Annotated in this window: 11 protein-coding genes; 6 read left to right on the top strand and 5 right to left on the bottom strand. The window is 72.3% G+C overall.

The window, feature by feature from the left end; translation table 11 throughout:
- Positions 1–32: 32 nt before the first annotated feature.
- A complete protein-coding gene (locus IE264_RS04190) occupies positions 33–2129 on the bottom strand; it encodes an MMPL family transporter (RefSeq protein WP_032752947.1) in 2097 nt (698 codons plus the stop codon).
- A gap of 299 nt (positions 2130–2428) precedes the next feature.
- Between IE264_RS04190 and IE264_RS04185 the strand changes: the two genes are divergently transcribed.
- From IE264_RS04185 to IE264_RS04175, 3 genes are all read left to right on the top strand, one after another.
- Positions 2429–3697 (top strand): sensor histidine kinase, encoded by a 1269-nt coding sequence (locus IE264_RS04185; protein WP_032752948.1) that lies wholly within the window; start codon positions 2429–2431, stop codon positions 3695–3697.
- Positions 3682–4329, top strand: coding sequence for a LuxR C-terminal-related transcriptional regulator (locus IE264_RS04180; RefSeq protein WP_015608119.1), 648 nt, complete (start codon positions 3682–3684; stop codon positions 4327–4329). Before IE264_RS04185 ends, IE264_RS04180 begins: the two co-directional genes overlap by 16 nt.
- Before the next feature lie 157 nt (positions 4330–4486).
- Positions 4487–6082: a DUF1996 domain-containing protein gene (locus IE264_RS04175; RefSeq protein ID WP_032752949.1), complete on the top strand. Its 1596-nt coding sequence runs from the start codon at positions 4487–4489 to the stop codon at positions 6080–6082.
- A gap of 101 nt (positions 6083–6183) precedes the next feature.
- Here the strand turns inward: IE264_RS04175 and IE264_RS04170 are convergent, their stop codons facing one another.
- Together IE264_RS04170 and IE264_RS04165 are read right to left on the bottom strand one after the other, a co-directional pair.
- Positions 6184–6681 (bottom strand): hypothetical protein, encoded by a 498-nt coding sequence (locus IE264_RS04170; RefSeq protein WP_032752951.1) that lies wholly within the window; start codon positions 6679–6681, stop codon positions 6184–6186.
- 27 nt (positions 6682–6708) lie between these two features.
- Positions 6709–7476, bottom strand: coding sequence for a class I SAM-dependent methyltransferase (locus tag IE264_RS04165; protein WP_032752952.1), 768 nt, complete (start codon positions 7474–7476; stop codon positions 6709–6711).
- A gap of 94 nt (positions 7477–7570) precedes the next feature.
- On the opposite strand from IE264_RS04165, the gene IE264_RS04160 reads away from it, so the two are divergent.
- From IE264_RS04160 to IE264_RS04150, 3 genes are read left to right on the top strand one after another with little or no spacing between them, the layout of a single operon-like run.
- Positions 7571–8476, top strand: coding sequence for a metal-dependent hydrolase (locus tag IE264_RS04160; protein WP_031122174.1), 906 nt, complete (start codon positions 7571–7573; stop codon positions 8474–8476).
- Positions 8477–8479: 3 nt separating this feature from the next.
- On the top strand, positions 8480–9556 hold the full coding sequence (locus tag IE264_RS04155; protein ID WP_032752953.1) for a PDR/VanB family oxidoreductase: 1077 nt from the start codon (positions 8480–8482) through the stop codon (positions 9554–9556).
- Positions 9557–9591: 35 nt separating this feature from the next.
- Positions 9592–10329 (top strand): TetR/AcrR family transcriptional regulator, encoded by a 738-nt coding sequence (locus IE264_RS04150; RefSeq protein WP_032752954.1) that lies wholly within the window; start codon positions 9592–9594, stop codon positions 10327–10329.
- On the opposite strand, the gene IE264_RS04145 is transcribed toward IE264_RS04150, so the two are convergent.
- Together IE264_RS04145 and IE264_RS04140 are read right to left on the bottom strand one after the other, a co-directional pair.
- Entirely contained in the window at positions 10326–11030 is a 705-nt protein-coding gene (locus IE264_RS04145) for a DUF2470 domain-containing protein (protein ID WP_031122177.1), read from the bottom strand. The genes IE264_RS04150 and IE264_RS04145 overlap by 4 nt on opposite strands.
- A 126-nt stretch (positions 11031–11156) precedes the next feature.
- Positions 11157–13337 carry an ATP-binding protein gene (locus tag IE264_RS04140; RefSeq protein ID WP_032752955.1) on the bottom strand — a complete coding sequence of 727 codons (2181 nt, stop codon included), beginning with the start codon at positions 13335–13337 and terminating at the stop codon, positions 11157–11159.
- Positions 13338–13355 lie beyond the last annotated feature (18 nt).

Raw genomic sequence — 13355 nt, 5'->3', positions numbered from 1 at the left:
CTCGTACCGTGGCCCGGGGCCGTCGCCGTGTGTCAGACCGTCTGCGTCACGGGGGTGGCGTCCGCCCTCAGGTCCGGCTCGTCGCCCTCCAGGCTCGGCAGCCGCGAAAGGCCCCTCGGTGTACGCCAGTTGCGCTCGCCCAGGAGCAGCATCACGGAGGGCAGGAGCACCATCCGTACGACGGTGGCGTCCAGCAGTACCGCCACGGCGAGGCCGACGCCCATCTGCTGCATGTCCTGCATGGAGAGCGTGCCGAACACGGCGAAGACCGCCACCATGATCGCGGCCGCCCCGGTGACCGCCCCGGCCGTGCGGCGGATGCCGGTCTCGATGGCTCCCCGGTTGTCCAGGCCGGCGCCGCGGGCCTCGCGGATCCGGGAGACGACGAACACGTGGTAGTCCATGGAGAGGCCGAACAGGACCACCAGGACGAAGAGCGGCATCCACGCCTCGATCGCGCCGACCCCCTCCGAACCGATCAGGGAGGCGCCCCAGCCGTGCTGGAAGACGGCGGTCATGACGCCGTAGGAGGCGGCCACGGAGAGCAGGTTGAGGGCGATGGACGTGACGGCGATGACGTAGGACCGGAAGCAGAACAGCATCAGCAGGAAGGTCACCGCGGTGATGAACGCGAAGACCGGGACGATGCCGCGCCGCAGCTGGTCGTTGAAGTCGACGGACCCGGCGGTCTCCCCCGTGACGTACGCCTCGGCTCCCGTCCCTTCGAAGGCGGCGGGGAGCCGCTTCTCGCGGAGTTCGGTGAGGCCGGCGGTGCCGTCGGGGAGGGGGACCTCGATCTCGGCGATGTTCCGGTCGCGGTGGACGGTGACGTTCTCGAAGCCCGCGAGGGCCCTGCCGATGTCCGGGGCGGTGATGTCCGCCGCCCTGACGACGACCAGGGCGGGGGCGGGGCCGCCGGGGAAGCTCCCGGTGATCGTGCGGTGGGCGACGGAGAGCTGCGAGTCGGAGCCGAACTGCTTCTCCAGGCCGAGGGTTTCGGTCTTCATGCCGAGCGCGGGCGCGGCCAGGCCGAGGAGCAGGACGGTGGCGGCGACGGCGAAGAGGCGGGGGCGGGCGAGCACGGGGCCGAGCACCCGGCCCACGATGCGGCCGCTGCCCTGGCCGGTGCGGCGCGCGCGCCGGTTCAGCAGAGGGACGCGCCCGGCGTCCACCCGGTCGCCGAGCCAGGAGAGCAGGGCGGGCAGGACGGTCACCGAGCCGAGCATGGCGATGAACACGACGATGATCGTGGCGAGGGCGAACCCCTTGAACAGCAGGAGCCCGGAGAGGAACATGCCGCCCATCGCGACCATCACGGTGAGGCCGGAGACGAGCACCGCCCGGCCGCTGGTGGCGGCGGCGATCCGCAGGGCGGTCTCGGCGTCCCGGCCCGCCGCCCGCTCGTCGCGTTCGCGACGCAGGTAGAAGAGGCAGTAGTCGACGCCGACGGCGAAGCCCATCAGGAACATCACCGAGTACGTCGTCTGGAACAGGTGCAGTTGGTGGCTGGCGAGGGAGAGCAGGCCGAAGGCGGCCAGGCACGCGGTGAGGGCGAGGCCGACCGGGAGCAGGGCGGCGACCGCGGCGCCGAAGGCGACGAGCAGGATGCCGAGGGCGAGCGGTACGGCGGTGAACTCGGCCCGCCGGAAGTCGTCGGCCAGCAGATCACCGAGCCATTTGCCCGCACTGGCCTCGCCGAACTGGTGGATCTCGACGTCCCTGTGGTCCTTCGCCACGGCGGCGACGGCGTCCAGCACCGGCTGGACCCGGTCCGGGGCGGTCCGTGCGTCGCCCCGCATCGCGAAGGTGATCAGGGCGTCCCTGCCGTCCTCGGAGGGGACGGGAGCGGCCAGGTCCCGTACTTCGCCGGTGTCGCGTACGGCGTCGGCCAGGGCTCCGGCGGCCGCCTTCCAGTCACCGGGGGCGGTGGCGGAGACCATGACCAGCTCGCCTGCGGGCTTGGCGAGGCCGGCGTCCTGGAGGATCTGTTCGGCGCGGGCGGAGTCGCCGGCGCCGTTCTCCGCGTCGGACATCTCGACCATGCCGGTCGCCCCGCCGATGCCCGCGGCGAGCACGACGAAGACCAACCAGCCGAGAACGGCCGTCTTGCGATGGTGTGTGCTCCACACACCGATGCGTGCCGCGAGGTTGTGCCTCGCGCGGCCTCGCCTCGTATTGTCGCGCTTCACGCGGATTCGCCCCCAGGGATGGATGAGTTGAGCGTCGGAAGGCTTCGAATCTAGGAACCGGGGCCGGTCCGCCCCAGCCGTCGGAACCCCCGTTCACCAGGGGCTGGGACCAGGTCCGGGGGTGGTGCTGGCTACACCCCCGGGTGGGTGGTGTACCGGCTGCCGCGACAGGGCCGGCGGGGGCGAGACTTGATCCGTGGCGGGGCCGGTCCGGGTCCTGCCAGGGAAGAGGGACGACGATGAACGCACTCGCTCCACGGATACGGCCGCCGATGCTGGCGGCGGGACGAGGACTCGTCCTGTCGGTCTACGGGCTGGCCGTCTCCATCGTCCTGTTCGTCCTCGCGGTGGTCTCGATCGCCTTCGTCCTGCTGGGCATCGGGGTGTTCACCACCCCGGTGGTGCTCCAGGCGGTGCGCCGCCATGCCAATCAGCGGCGGTTCTGGGCGGCCGACTGGTCCGGTGTGCGGATATCGGCCCCGTACCGCCCGTTCCCGCCGGACCTGCGCGGGGGTGTCACCGGGCAGGTGGAGCGGACCACGCTGCTGCTGAAGGATCCGGCGACCTGGCGGGACCTGCAGTGGCTGCTGGTGGACATGACGGTCGGGCCGGTCGTGGCGATGCTGGCCGCCGCCCTGCTGATCTACCCGGTGGAGGGGCTCGTCCTGGCGGCGGGGCTGTGGCACGTGTTCCGGAACGACCCCTACTGGTACGGGTTCGTGCCCGTGGACAGCCAGGGGACGGCCCTGGCCGCGCTGGCGCTGGGGGTCGTGATCCTCGCGATCGGGCTGAAGGCCGCGGAGCCGCTGCTGCGGCTGCATTTCCTGATCGCCCGCCCGCTGCTGGCGCCGACCCCGGAGCAGACGCTGGCGCAGCGCGTCGACCGGCTCACCGAGACGCGGCACGAGGCGGTGGACACCGCCGCATCCGAGCTGCGGCGCATCGAGCGGGATCTGCACGACGGGGCGCAGGCGCGGCTGGTCGCGATGGGGATGAACCTGGGCACGATCGAGGCGCTCATCGAGAAGGACCCCGCGCAGGCGAAGAAGATGCTGGCCATGGCCCGGGAGTCGTCGGCGGAGGCGCTCACCGAGCTGCGCGACCTGGTCCGGGGCATCCACCCGCCGGTCCTCGCCGAGCGGGGTCTCGGCGACGCGGTGAAGGCGCTGGCGCTGCGGCTGCCGGTCGCCACGGAGGTGACGGTGGAGCTGCCGGGGCGGGCGGAGGCGTCGGTGGAATCGGCGGCGTACTTCGCGGTGAGCGAGGCCCTGACCAATGCGGTGAAGCACGCCGGCGGCGACCGGATCTGGGTGGACCTGCACCACGGCGAGGGGATGCTCCGGATCTCCGTGACGGACAACGGCGGGGGCGGCGCGCGGATCGGATCGGGCTCCGGGCTGAGCGGAATCGAACGGCGGCTCGGTACATTCGACGGCGTCCTGGCCGTCAGCAGCCCTGCGGGCGGCCCCACCATGGTCACCATGGAGCTGCCTTGCGCGTTGTCCTAGCCGAAGACCTCTTCCTGCTGCGTGACGGGCTGGTGCGCATGCTGGAGGCGTACGGGTTCGAGATCGCCGCGGCGGTGGAGACCGGGCCCGAACTGAGCAAGGCCCTGGCCGAGCTGGAGCCGGATGTCGCGGTCGTCGACGTACGGCTCCCGCCGTCCCACACGGACGAGGGGCTGCAGTGCGCCCTGGCCGCCCGGCGGGCGCGGCCGGGGCTGCCGGTGCTGGTGCTCTCCCAGCATGTGGAGCAGCTGTACGCACGGGAGCTGCTGGCCGACGGCGACGGGGGCATCGGCTATCTGCTCAAGGACCGGGTCTTCGACGCCGACCAGTTCATCGACGCCGTACGGCGGGTGGCGGCGGGCGGCACGGCGATGGACCCGCAGGTGATCTCCCAGCTCCTGTCGCGGCGTTCGCAGGACAAGCCGATGGGGGGCCTCACCCCGCGCGAGCGGGAGGTGATGGAGCTGGTGGCCCAGGGCCGTTCCAACACCGCCATCGCCGCGCAGCTGGTGATCACGGAACGGGCGGTGGCCAAGCACACCTCGAACATCTTCGGGAAGCTCGGCCTGCCGCCCTCGGACGACGACAACCGCCGCGTCCTCGCGGTGCTCGCGTACCTGGACCACGGCTGATCACCCATTGATGCCGTATTGGTCTTGTTCGTACGGCAGTTGAGCATTCGGGCCACTTTCCTGCTGGAGCTTCCCACGAATCGGCCGGGGAGCTGAACGGGCTGCCGGGTCCACGCGTATGGGACGTCACGCTTCTCCCTCGAAGCAGAGGAGTCCCATGCGACACACAGCACGTACACCCCGTACGTCCCGCAAGAAACGCTCCAGCCTGGCCAATCGGGCCATAGCCGCCTCCGCCGCCCTGATCCTGGGCGGGGGCGGGCTGGTGGCGGTCAATGTCTACGCCTCCGCGGGGGAAGGGCCGTCCGGTTCGCCACCCACCCGCACCCAGAGCGTGGGTCGCCAGATGTCCACCATCGACTGTCCCGATGCCGGTAACGAACTGCCCGACGTGCCCGAACAGGCACGCCCCGAGGTCGACCGCGAACTCGCCGCGATGGATACCCAGATCACCGATGCCTACCAGCAGTTCGCCGACCGGAAGGAGCAGATATCCCAGGACCCCGGGCTCGCCGAGAACGCCGTGCTCGGCCCGTTGCGGAACAAGCGGACGGCGAGTCTCGACCGCATCGGCACCGCGATCGAGCGCGTCGGGCAGCGTCCGACGGGGATCGAAGGCCTCGCCGGGTGCAGTCTGCGCGCCGACGACAGCGCCCCCGGCAACGGCGGCGACACGGGTGACGGCGGCAACGGCGGTGGCAACGGCGGCCAGGACGACGGCCAGGGTCAGGACCAGGGCCAGAATCAGGGCCAGGGCGATGACCAGGGCCAGGGCGACAACCAAGGCCAAGGAGACGACCAAGGCCAGGGTGATGACCAGGGCAATGGTCAGGACCCGGGCGACGGCCAGGACCAGGGCCAGGGCGGCAACGGCCCCGAGGCGTCCGACTTTGTCGACATCCAGTCCGTCCAGCCCAACGTCGACCGCCCCCGTCAGCGGCGCGGCTCCTCGCGGGGCACCTTCACCACCGACTGCGGCCGTAACGAGAACGGGAAGTTCAACCCGGACAACGTCATCGTCGCGCCCGGCGTGAGCAACGGCGCGCACCACATGCACGACTACATCGGCAACCAGGCCAACGACGCCTTCGCCAGCGACGACGATCTGGCCAACGGCGCCACCACCTGCCGAAACCAGGGCGACCGGTCGACCTACTACTGGCCCGTGCTGCGCCTGCAGAACGGACAGGACGAGGACGACGTCAACGCCGACGGCGGCGGCAAGGACCAGAACACCGGCGAGATCCAGACCCCGTCCCAGGTGACCCTGAAGTTCGTCGGCTCCCCCGTCGGCAAGGTCACCGCGATGCCGCGCTTCCTGCGGATCATCACCGGGGACGCGAAGGCGTTCACCAACGGCGACGCCAACGCCAACGCCTCCTGGAGCTGCACCGGCTTCGAGAACCGGCAGCTGAAGGACAAGTACCCGATCTGCCCGGAGGGCAGCCAGGTGGTCCGTACGTTCGCCTTCCAGAACTGCTGGGACGGGCAGAACACCGACAGCGCCAACCACCGCACCCATGTGGCGTTCGCGCAGTCCGACGGCCGTTGCCCGAACGGGTTCCGGGCGGTTCCGCAGCTGGTCCAGCGGATCGTGTACGACGTGCCGCCGGGGCCCGGCTTCGCCGTCGACTCCTTCCCCGAGCAGCTGCACAAGCCGATCACCGACCACGGTGACTTCATCAACGTCTTCGACAAGCAGCTGATGAAGAAGGTGGTGCGGTGCATCAACGACGGGCGCCGGTGCCGCTGATCCGGCACTGGGACCGGACCATATGACGCCGAGGGGGCCGGTGCCGGTGATTCGGCACCGGCACCGGCCCCCGTAACGCCCGTCCCCCTCGACCTGCGCGGTCAGCTCCCGTGGTGACCGGAGTGCCCTTCCTCGCTCCCCCCATCACCGCTCTCCCCCGAGTGGTGCGGCGAGGCGGTCTCCACCGTCCCCCCGAGCCGGCCGCGCAGCGCCGCGACCACCTTCGCGTCACCGACGGCGACCCAGCGCCGGCCCACGAGGTACGAGCCGCCGTAATCGTTGGCCTCGTTGATCCACTCGCGCTGGCCGCGGTCGGTGGCGAAGGTGGTCAGCACGTAACGCCCGGTCGATGTCCTGCAGTTGGCCTGCCGGAGCTCCTGGGCATCGGTCTGTACGTTGGGGTCGCAGCCGGCCTTCTCGGCCAGCTGCTCCAGGGTTCCCGTCGCGGTCGGCGGCGCCGAGGGACGGTCGTTCCCGGCGCCGTCGGCCGTGTTCTGTTTGCCGTCCGCGCTGCACCCGGTCAGAAGCAGCAGCGCTGCCAGGAGGGTGCCCGCGGCCCGGGGGCCGGCTCCGAATCGCCATTCCGGTTCTGTCGCCATCGGCCCATCCTGCACCCAAAACCGGTCTCAGGTACGGGCGACGGCCAGGCTCGTGACATAGGCCTCGCGGACCGTGCCGCCGGGGAAGGCGTGGGCGAGCAGGGCCCGTTCCCGCTCCAGGACGTCCTCGGCCACCGCCCGGTCCGCGACCAGGAAGACGGAGTGGCTGGCGAGGTTGGCGAGGTGGACGTCGAGGGGCACCTCCCGGCTCCACTCGACCTGCCGGGTACGGAAGTCGACCCCGGCGGGGAGCTCGGCCCGGAGCCGGGCGTCGGCGTCGTAGGCCGCCACGTGGTGGTCCTCCTGGCCCTCGCCGAAGGTGTCCAGCACCCGGCGCCGCTGGTCGCCGATCCACTCCACGCGCGGGTCGGAGTCGTTCCACCACAGGGCGAGCGCCCCGCCGGGCCGCAGGACGCGGCGCGCCTCGGGGACCGAGCGGGCGGGGTCGGTCCAGTGCCATGACTGGGCGTACGTGATCAGGTCCAGCGAGCCGGTCCGCAGCGGCAGCCGGTTGCCGTCGCCCCGGACCACCGGCACGTGCGGCAGGCCCCGGCGGAGCTGCGCGGCCATCCCGTCGCCCGGCTCCACCGCCGCGACCCGGGCGCCCCGGCCGTCCAGCAGGGCGGTGGCGATGCCGGTGCCGGCGCCGACGTCCGCGACCCGCGCTCCGGCCAGGGGGCGGCCGGACAGCTCCTCGATCGCGTCGAGCAGGGCGGGCGGATAGGAGGGGCGGTTGGCGGCGTAGGAGGCGGCCACCGCGTCGAACGAGCGGGCCCGGTCGGAGTTCGTCGTCATCCCTCCATGATGGCCCGGCCCCCCTCCCGTACCGCCGGCGGGAAATCCGTGCACGCCTCTGGTCCCCCCGGGTACCCGTCAGTACATTGACACCATGTCTAACACGCAGCCAGCGGCGGTCGCGTCGGAGCGGACGCCGCTCAAGGCCCGCAAGGTCTCCTTCGCCTGGGAGAAGACCCCCCTGCACTGGGTGCCGGGCGACCCGTTCACCACGCACACCATCAACGTGCTCCATCTGCTGCTCCCGGCCGGGGAGCGCTGGTTCATCCATGTGTACCGGCAGGTCCTCCCGTACATCCACGACGAGCAGCTCCGCGAGGACGTCATCGGGTTCATCGGCCAGGAGGCCGTGCACTCGCAGGCCCATGACGATGTGCTGCCGCACCTGCGGGAGTTGGGCCTGGACCCGACCCCGTACACCGCGCAGGTCGACTGGTTCTTCGAGAAGCTGCTCGGTGACCGGACGCTGCCGCCGGGGCGGGCGTCGAAGTGGTGGCTGATGGAGCGGGTGGCGACGATCGCGGCGATCGAGCACTACACCGCCTTCCTCGGGGACTGGATCCTCAACGCCGAGGCGCTGGACCGCAAGGGCGCGGATCCGACCATGCTGGACCTGCTGCGCTGGCACGGCGCGGAGGAGGTGGAGCACCGGTCGGTGGCGTTCGAGGTGTTCATGCATGTCGACGGCGGCTACCGCAGGCGGGTGCGGACCTGGGCGGCGGCCTTCTCGGCGCTGGTCTTCCTCTGGCAGCGCGGGACCCGGTTCTTCATGGAGAACGATCCGAGCCTGCTGGACGGCAAGGCCTCGTTCAAGGCGTTCCACGCCAGCGGCAAGCAGGGGACGCTGCCGACCACGGGCGCGATCCTGCGGTCCATCCCCAGCTATCTCAGCCGGTCGTACCACCCCTCGCAGGAGGGCAGCACGGCCCAGGCCGTCGACTACCTCGCCCACTCGCCCGCGGCGCTCGCCGCCGAGGCCCGTACGACGGGAACGTCCTGACCCATGGCCCTGCCCCGTCTGCGTACCGTCGTGCTGGTCTCCGGTGCCGCCCTGCTCACCCGGCGGGCCCTTAAACGCCGTATCGCCCGGTCCCCGCTGTGGCCGATGCCCGCCCTGGCGGAGCCGGTGTCCGGGCACTCCCGGCGGCGGCCGACCACCATCCGGCGGCTGCTGATCACCGAGCGGGTTCCGATCGCCGACGGGGTCGTACAACTCCGCCTTGAGGGTGCGCAGTTGCCGCGCTGGCAGCCCGGGGCGCATCTGGATCTGGTGCTGCCGTCCGGCCTGGTGCGGCAGTACTCGCTCTGCGGCGATCCGGACGACCCCGGTACGTACACGGTCGCGACCCGGCTGGTGGAGGGCGGCCGGGGCGGCTCGCGGGAGGTGCACGAGCAGCTCCAGGAGGGCGAGGAGATCGAGGTGCGCGGGCCGCGCAACCGGTTCCCACTGGTGGAGGCGGAGGCGTACGTCTTCGTCGCGGGCGGGATCGGCATCACCCCGGTCCTGCCGATGCTCCGCTCGCTGGCCGCCCGGGGAGCGGACTGGCGGCTGCTGTACGGGGGCCGGTCCCGGAGGTCGATGCCGTTCCTGGACGAGATCGAGAAGCTCGGCGCCGAGGACGGCCGGGTCACCGTGGTCGCGCAGGACGAGGCGGGTCACCCGGACACCGCCGCCGTGCTGGCGGACATCGCCCCCGGCACGGCCGTCTACTGCTGCGGGCCCGAGCCCCTGATGGACGCCGTCACCGCCGCACTCCCCGAGGGCTGCACCCTGCACCTGGAGCGGTTCTCCGCCGCGAGCACCGATGTGGCGGACTCCGGGGCCTTCGAGGTGGAGCTGCACCGCAGCGGCCGGACCGTGCAGGTCGCTGCCGGGCAGTCGGTGCTGGCCGCCGTCCGCGCGGAGCTGCCCCATGTCGCGTACTCCTGCGAGCAGGGGTTCTGCGGGACCTGCCAACAGCGGGTCCTGGAGGGCGAGATCGACCACCGGGACGAGCTGCTGACCGACGACGAGCGCGGCGACTCCATGCTGATCTGCGTCTCGCGCTGCCGGGGCGGGCGTCTCGTGCTGGACCTTTAGGCGATGCCGACGCGTGCCCCGGTTAAGCTGTCCGGATGACGACCGGGGTACGGCGCAGGATGGGCGTCGACGAGCGCAGGCAGCAACTGATCGGCGTCGCGCTGGACTTGTTCAGCCGGCGCTCCCCCGAGGATGTGTCGATCGACGAGATCGCCGCCGCCGCGGGCATCTCACGGCCGCTGGTCTACCACTACTTCCCGGGGAAGCAGAGCCTGTACGAGGCCGCGCTGCGGCGAGCCGCCGACGAGCTGGCCGCCCGCTTCCTGGAACCACTCGAAGGGCCCCTGGGGGCACGGCTGTTGCGGGTCATGGGGCGGTTCTTCGACTTCGTCGACGAGCACGGCCCCGGCTTCTCGGCGCTGATGCGCGGCGGACCGGCCGTCGGCTCCTCGACGGCCAACGCCATGATCGACGGGGTGCGGCAGGCCGCGTACGAGCAGATCATCACGCATCTCGGGGTGGAAGTCCCGCCCGCGCGCCTTGAGTTGGTGGTCCGCTCCTGGGTCTCGCTCGCCGAGTCGACCGCGCTGATCTGGCTGGACGGGCGGCGCATCCCGCGCGCGGAGCTGGAGATGCAGCTGGTGCACGACTTCGCCGCGCTGGCCGCCGTCAGTGCCGCGTACGACCAGGAGATGGCGGGCATCGTGCTGCGGGCGCTCTCCCAGGAGCCGGCGGAGGGCCCGTTCGGGGACCTGCTGGCCCGGCTCGCCGCGCTGGCACCCGCCGCACCGGCCGTACCCGCGCAGCGGCTGCCGAGCGGCAACACCCCTTAGGCGGGAAGCCCGTTGCGGTGGGAGACGCGGCGGGCGGCGGCCAGGAGGGCGTGGATCTGCGGGCCCGCCTGGTCGATCTCGGTCACGGGCTTCGGGAACGGCAGCCGTACGTCGCGGTGGGTGCGCGGGTATTCGAGGCGCAGGGTCACCCCGTAGCGGTCCATGGCCAGGGGCACGGCCCGCACCATGCCCCGGTCCGGGTGGGGGCGGACGAGGCGCAGCAGCAGGGGCACGAGCTCGCTGTGGTCGTCGATCAGGTGCGTCAGCATGCCCGCCTCGCACGCGGCGACCGGGTCGGTCTCCGTCTGCTCCAGCTCTTCGAGCGTGATGAACGTGCGGCCCTCGGCGTCCTCCAGGACCGCCTGGCCGAACTCCATGCAGGTGGAGCTCTCGGTGTCCGTGCTGTACGGGGCCGCCAGCAGCCCGGTCACCGTGACCCGGGCGCGCAGCCGCTCCCGTACGGGGGTGGGGGCGATGTCCGTGAACTCCAGGCGGGCCGGGACCCGGTCGCCGGCCGGGGCGTGGCCGCCCTCGGTGGGGGCGTGCAGGTGGATGTGGCCCATCGCCCCCGTGCCGTCCAGGCGGCGGACTTCGGTCTGCACCCCGTCGCTCACCACCGTCATCGAGTGGGCGACGACGAGGATCGACCGGACGCGCTCGGCGCGGGTCGGCTGCGTGGCACGGGCGCTGAAAGGACGCATCCGAGTTCTCCAGAGGCGGTCAGGGAACCCAAGCGGATACTTAGGTATGCCTAACCTAACCCACGATCCGGTGGGAGGGGTAGTCCGCTGCGCGGATCGTTCCTGTCCGCCGCTCCCCCACGCCCCTCAGAGCTGGAGCCCGCTGTGGAGCGCCGCGGCGAGTCCGACCTCCGCGTTGTCCGCCTGGCCGCGTTCGAAGGCGCGCTGGTAGGCGGCGTCCCCCACGGCGGCCCGCGCCTGGAGCTCGCAGGTCTCGCGGACCGCGCCCAGCTCCGGGGTGCCGCGCTGGGGGTGGCCGACCATCCGCCAGTACGCGTGCCCGGTGCCGTAGACCCTGGCGGCCTGGGCGCCCGCGCCCTGGGCGGCGATGGCGGCGGCCAGGATGTCCAGGCCCAGCGCGATGCCGAAGCTGTCGCGGAGCCGGTGCTTGCCCGCGAGCATCGCCCGCGCGTGCGTGGCGGAGTCCTCCGGACGGCCCTGGAGCAGGGCGATCAGGGCGAGCTGGTAGTCGGCGTAGGAGCGGGTCCAGTACTCACCGCCCAGCTCGCAGGAGCGGCGCAGGGTGGCGGCGGCCCGGCCGGACTCGGTGAGCCGGCCGAGGGCGGTGAGCGCGAAGACGGTGATGAGGCGGCAGCGCAGCCGGTGGGCGGACTCCACGGGCGCCGGGTCGGAGTCGAAGTCGGCGTCGGACCCACCGGCCGCCTCGGAGGTGTCGGCGGCGGTGGTGCGCGGCTCCGGGGACGCCCCGTCGGAAGGGGCCGTCTCGGTCATCCGCAGCACCCGTTCGGCCGCCTCCAGGGCCGCGGCGGGCTCGCCGTTCATCAGCTGGGTGAGGCCGGAGAGGTAGGTGGCGCCGAGCATGCCCTCGTCGTCGTGGTCGTACAGCGCGATGGCCGTGCAGAGCGCCCCGTACTTCTCGGCGGTCGCGAAGTCGCCCTGGAGCAGGGCGGCGACGCCGAGCACCCACTGCAGCCTGGTCCGGTGCGGGCCCTCCACCGGGCCCGCGTCCAGGGCACGCTGGGCATAGCCGCGCGCCTCGGACAGATGGCCGCAGCAGGCCCAGAAGAAGCCGACCCGGCCCGCCATCTCCTGGGCGCCCGCCACATCGTGGGCGAGCAGGTGGTCCAGGGCGGCGCAGAGGTCCAGGTGGGTGTCGGCGATCGTGTGGTACCAGGAGACCTGGTCGGGGCCGGTCCAGCCGTCGTGGGCGCGGCGGGCGAGGCCGAGGAAGCTTCTCGCGTGCCGGTCGGCGGCCGCGCGCTCCTCGCCGAGCTCCCTGAGCCACATGCGGCCGTACTCACGCAGGGTGTCGAGCATCCGGTAGCGGGTGCCGTCACGCTGGACGACGGACTGGGCGACGAGCCCCTGCAGTGCCCGGTCCACCTCCTGGGGGGTGAGCGGCCCGCCGGTGCAGACCTCGCGGGCGACCTCCTCGTCGAAGTCCGTACGGAGCAGGGTGAGGCGGGCCCAGAGGAGGCGTTCCAGCGGGGTGCAGAGCTCGTGGCTCCACCCGATCGTGGTGCGCAGGGTGCGGTGGCGGCGGGGCCAGAGGGAGTCGTCGGCGAGGAGGTCGAGCCGGGAGGCGGTGAGGTCCTCGGCGTCGACCGGGGCGTCGAAGCGGGTCCCGATGCGGGTGGCGAGCTGGGCCACGGTGTGGCGGCCGATGCCCGCGGCGGCCAGTTCGATGGCGAGCGGGATGCCTTCGAGGCGGCGGCAGATGTCGGCGGCGGCCGCCCGGTCGCCGGGCGCGTCCAGGCCTGCCCGGGGGTCGCCGGCGCGGAGCCGGTCCTCGAAGAGCTGGAGCGCGTCGGGGGCGCCGTCGACCGGCAGCGGCTGGATCCGCACGACGTGCTCGCCCCGGGTGCCCAGCGGCTGCCTGCTGGTGACCAGGACGGTCAGACCGGGCGAGGTGGTGATGAGCTCGGCCAGCAGATGGGAGCAGGGGCCCCGCAGGTGTTCGGCGGAGTCGAGGACGAGCAGGAGGTTCTTGTCGCTGAGCCATTCGCAGAGCGCCTCGACGGGCATCCGCAGGGTGTGGTCGGCGAGCCCGACAGCGTCGGAGACGGTGGGGAGCAGCAGCGCGTCGTCGTAGAGCGGGGAGAGGTCGGCCCACCAGGCGCCGTCCGGGTAGCGGTCGGCGGCGGCGCGGGCGGCCCGGACGGCGAGCCGGGTCTTGCCGACACCGCCGGGCCCGATCAGTGTGGTCATCCGCCGCGTGGTCAACGCGGTGTCCAGCCGGGCCAGTTCGGCCCGCCTCCCGACGAAGCTGCTCGTCTCCTCGGGAAGGAATCCCACCTTGGTCATCATCACCGTCCGGCACGCTGG

It is taken from the genome of Streptomyces microflavus, assembly GCF_014650075.1.
GTDB classification, from domain to species: domain Bacteria; phylum Actinomycetota; class Actinomycetes; order Streptomycetales; family Streptomycetaceae; genus Streptomyces; species Streptomyces microflavus.
Note: the sequence above shows the minus strand (reverse complement) of the source record. Positions and strands in the feature narration are given on the sequence as shown.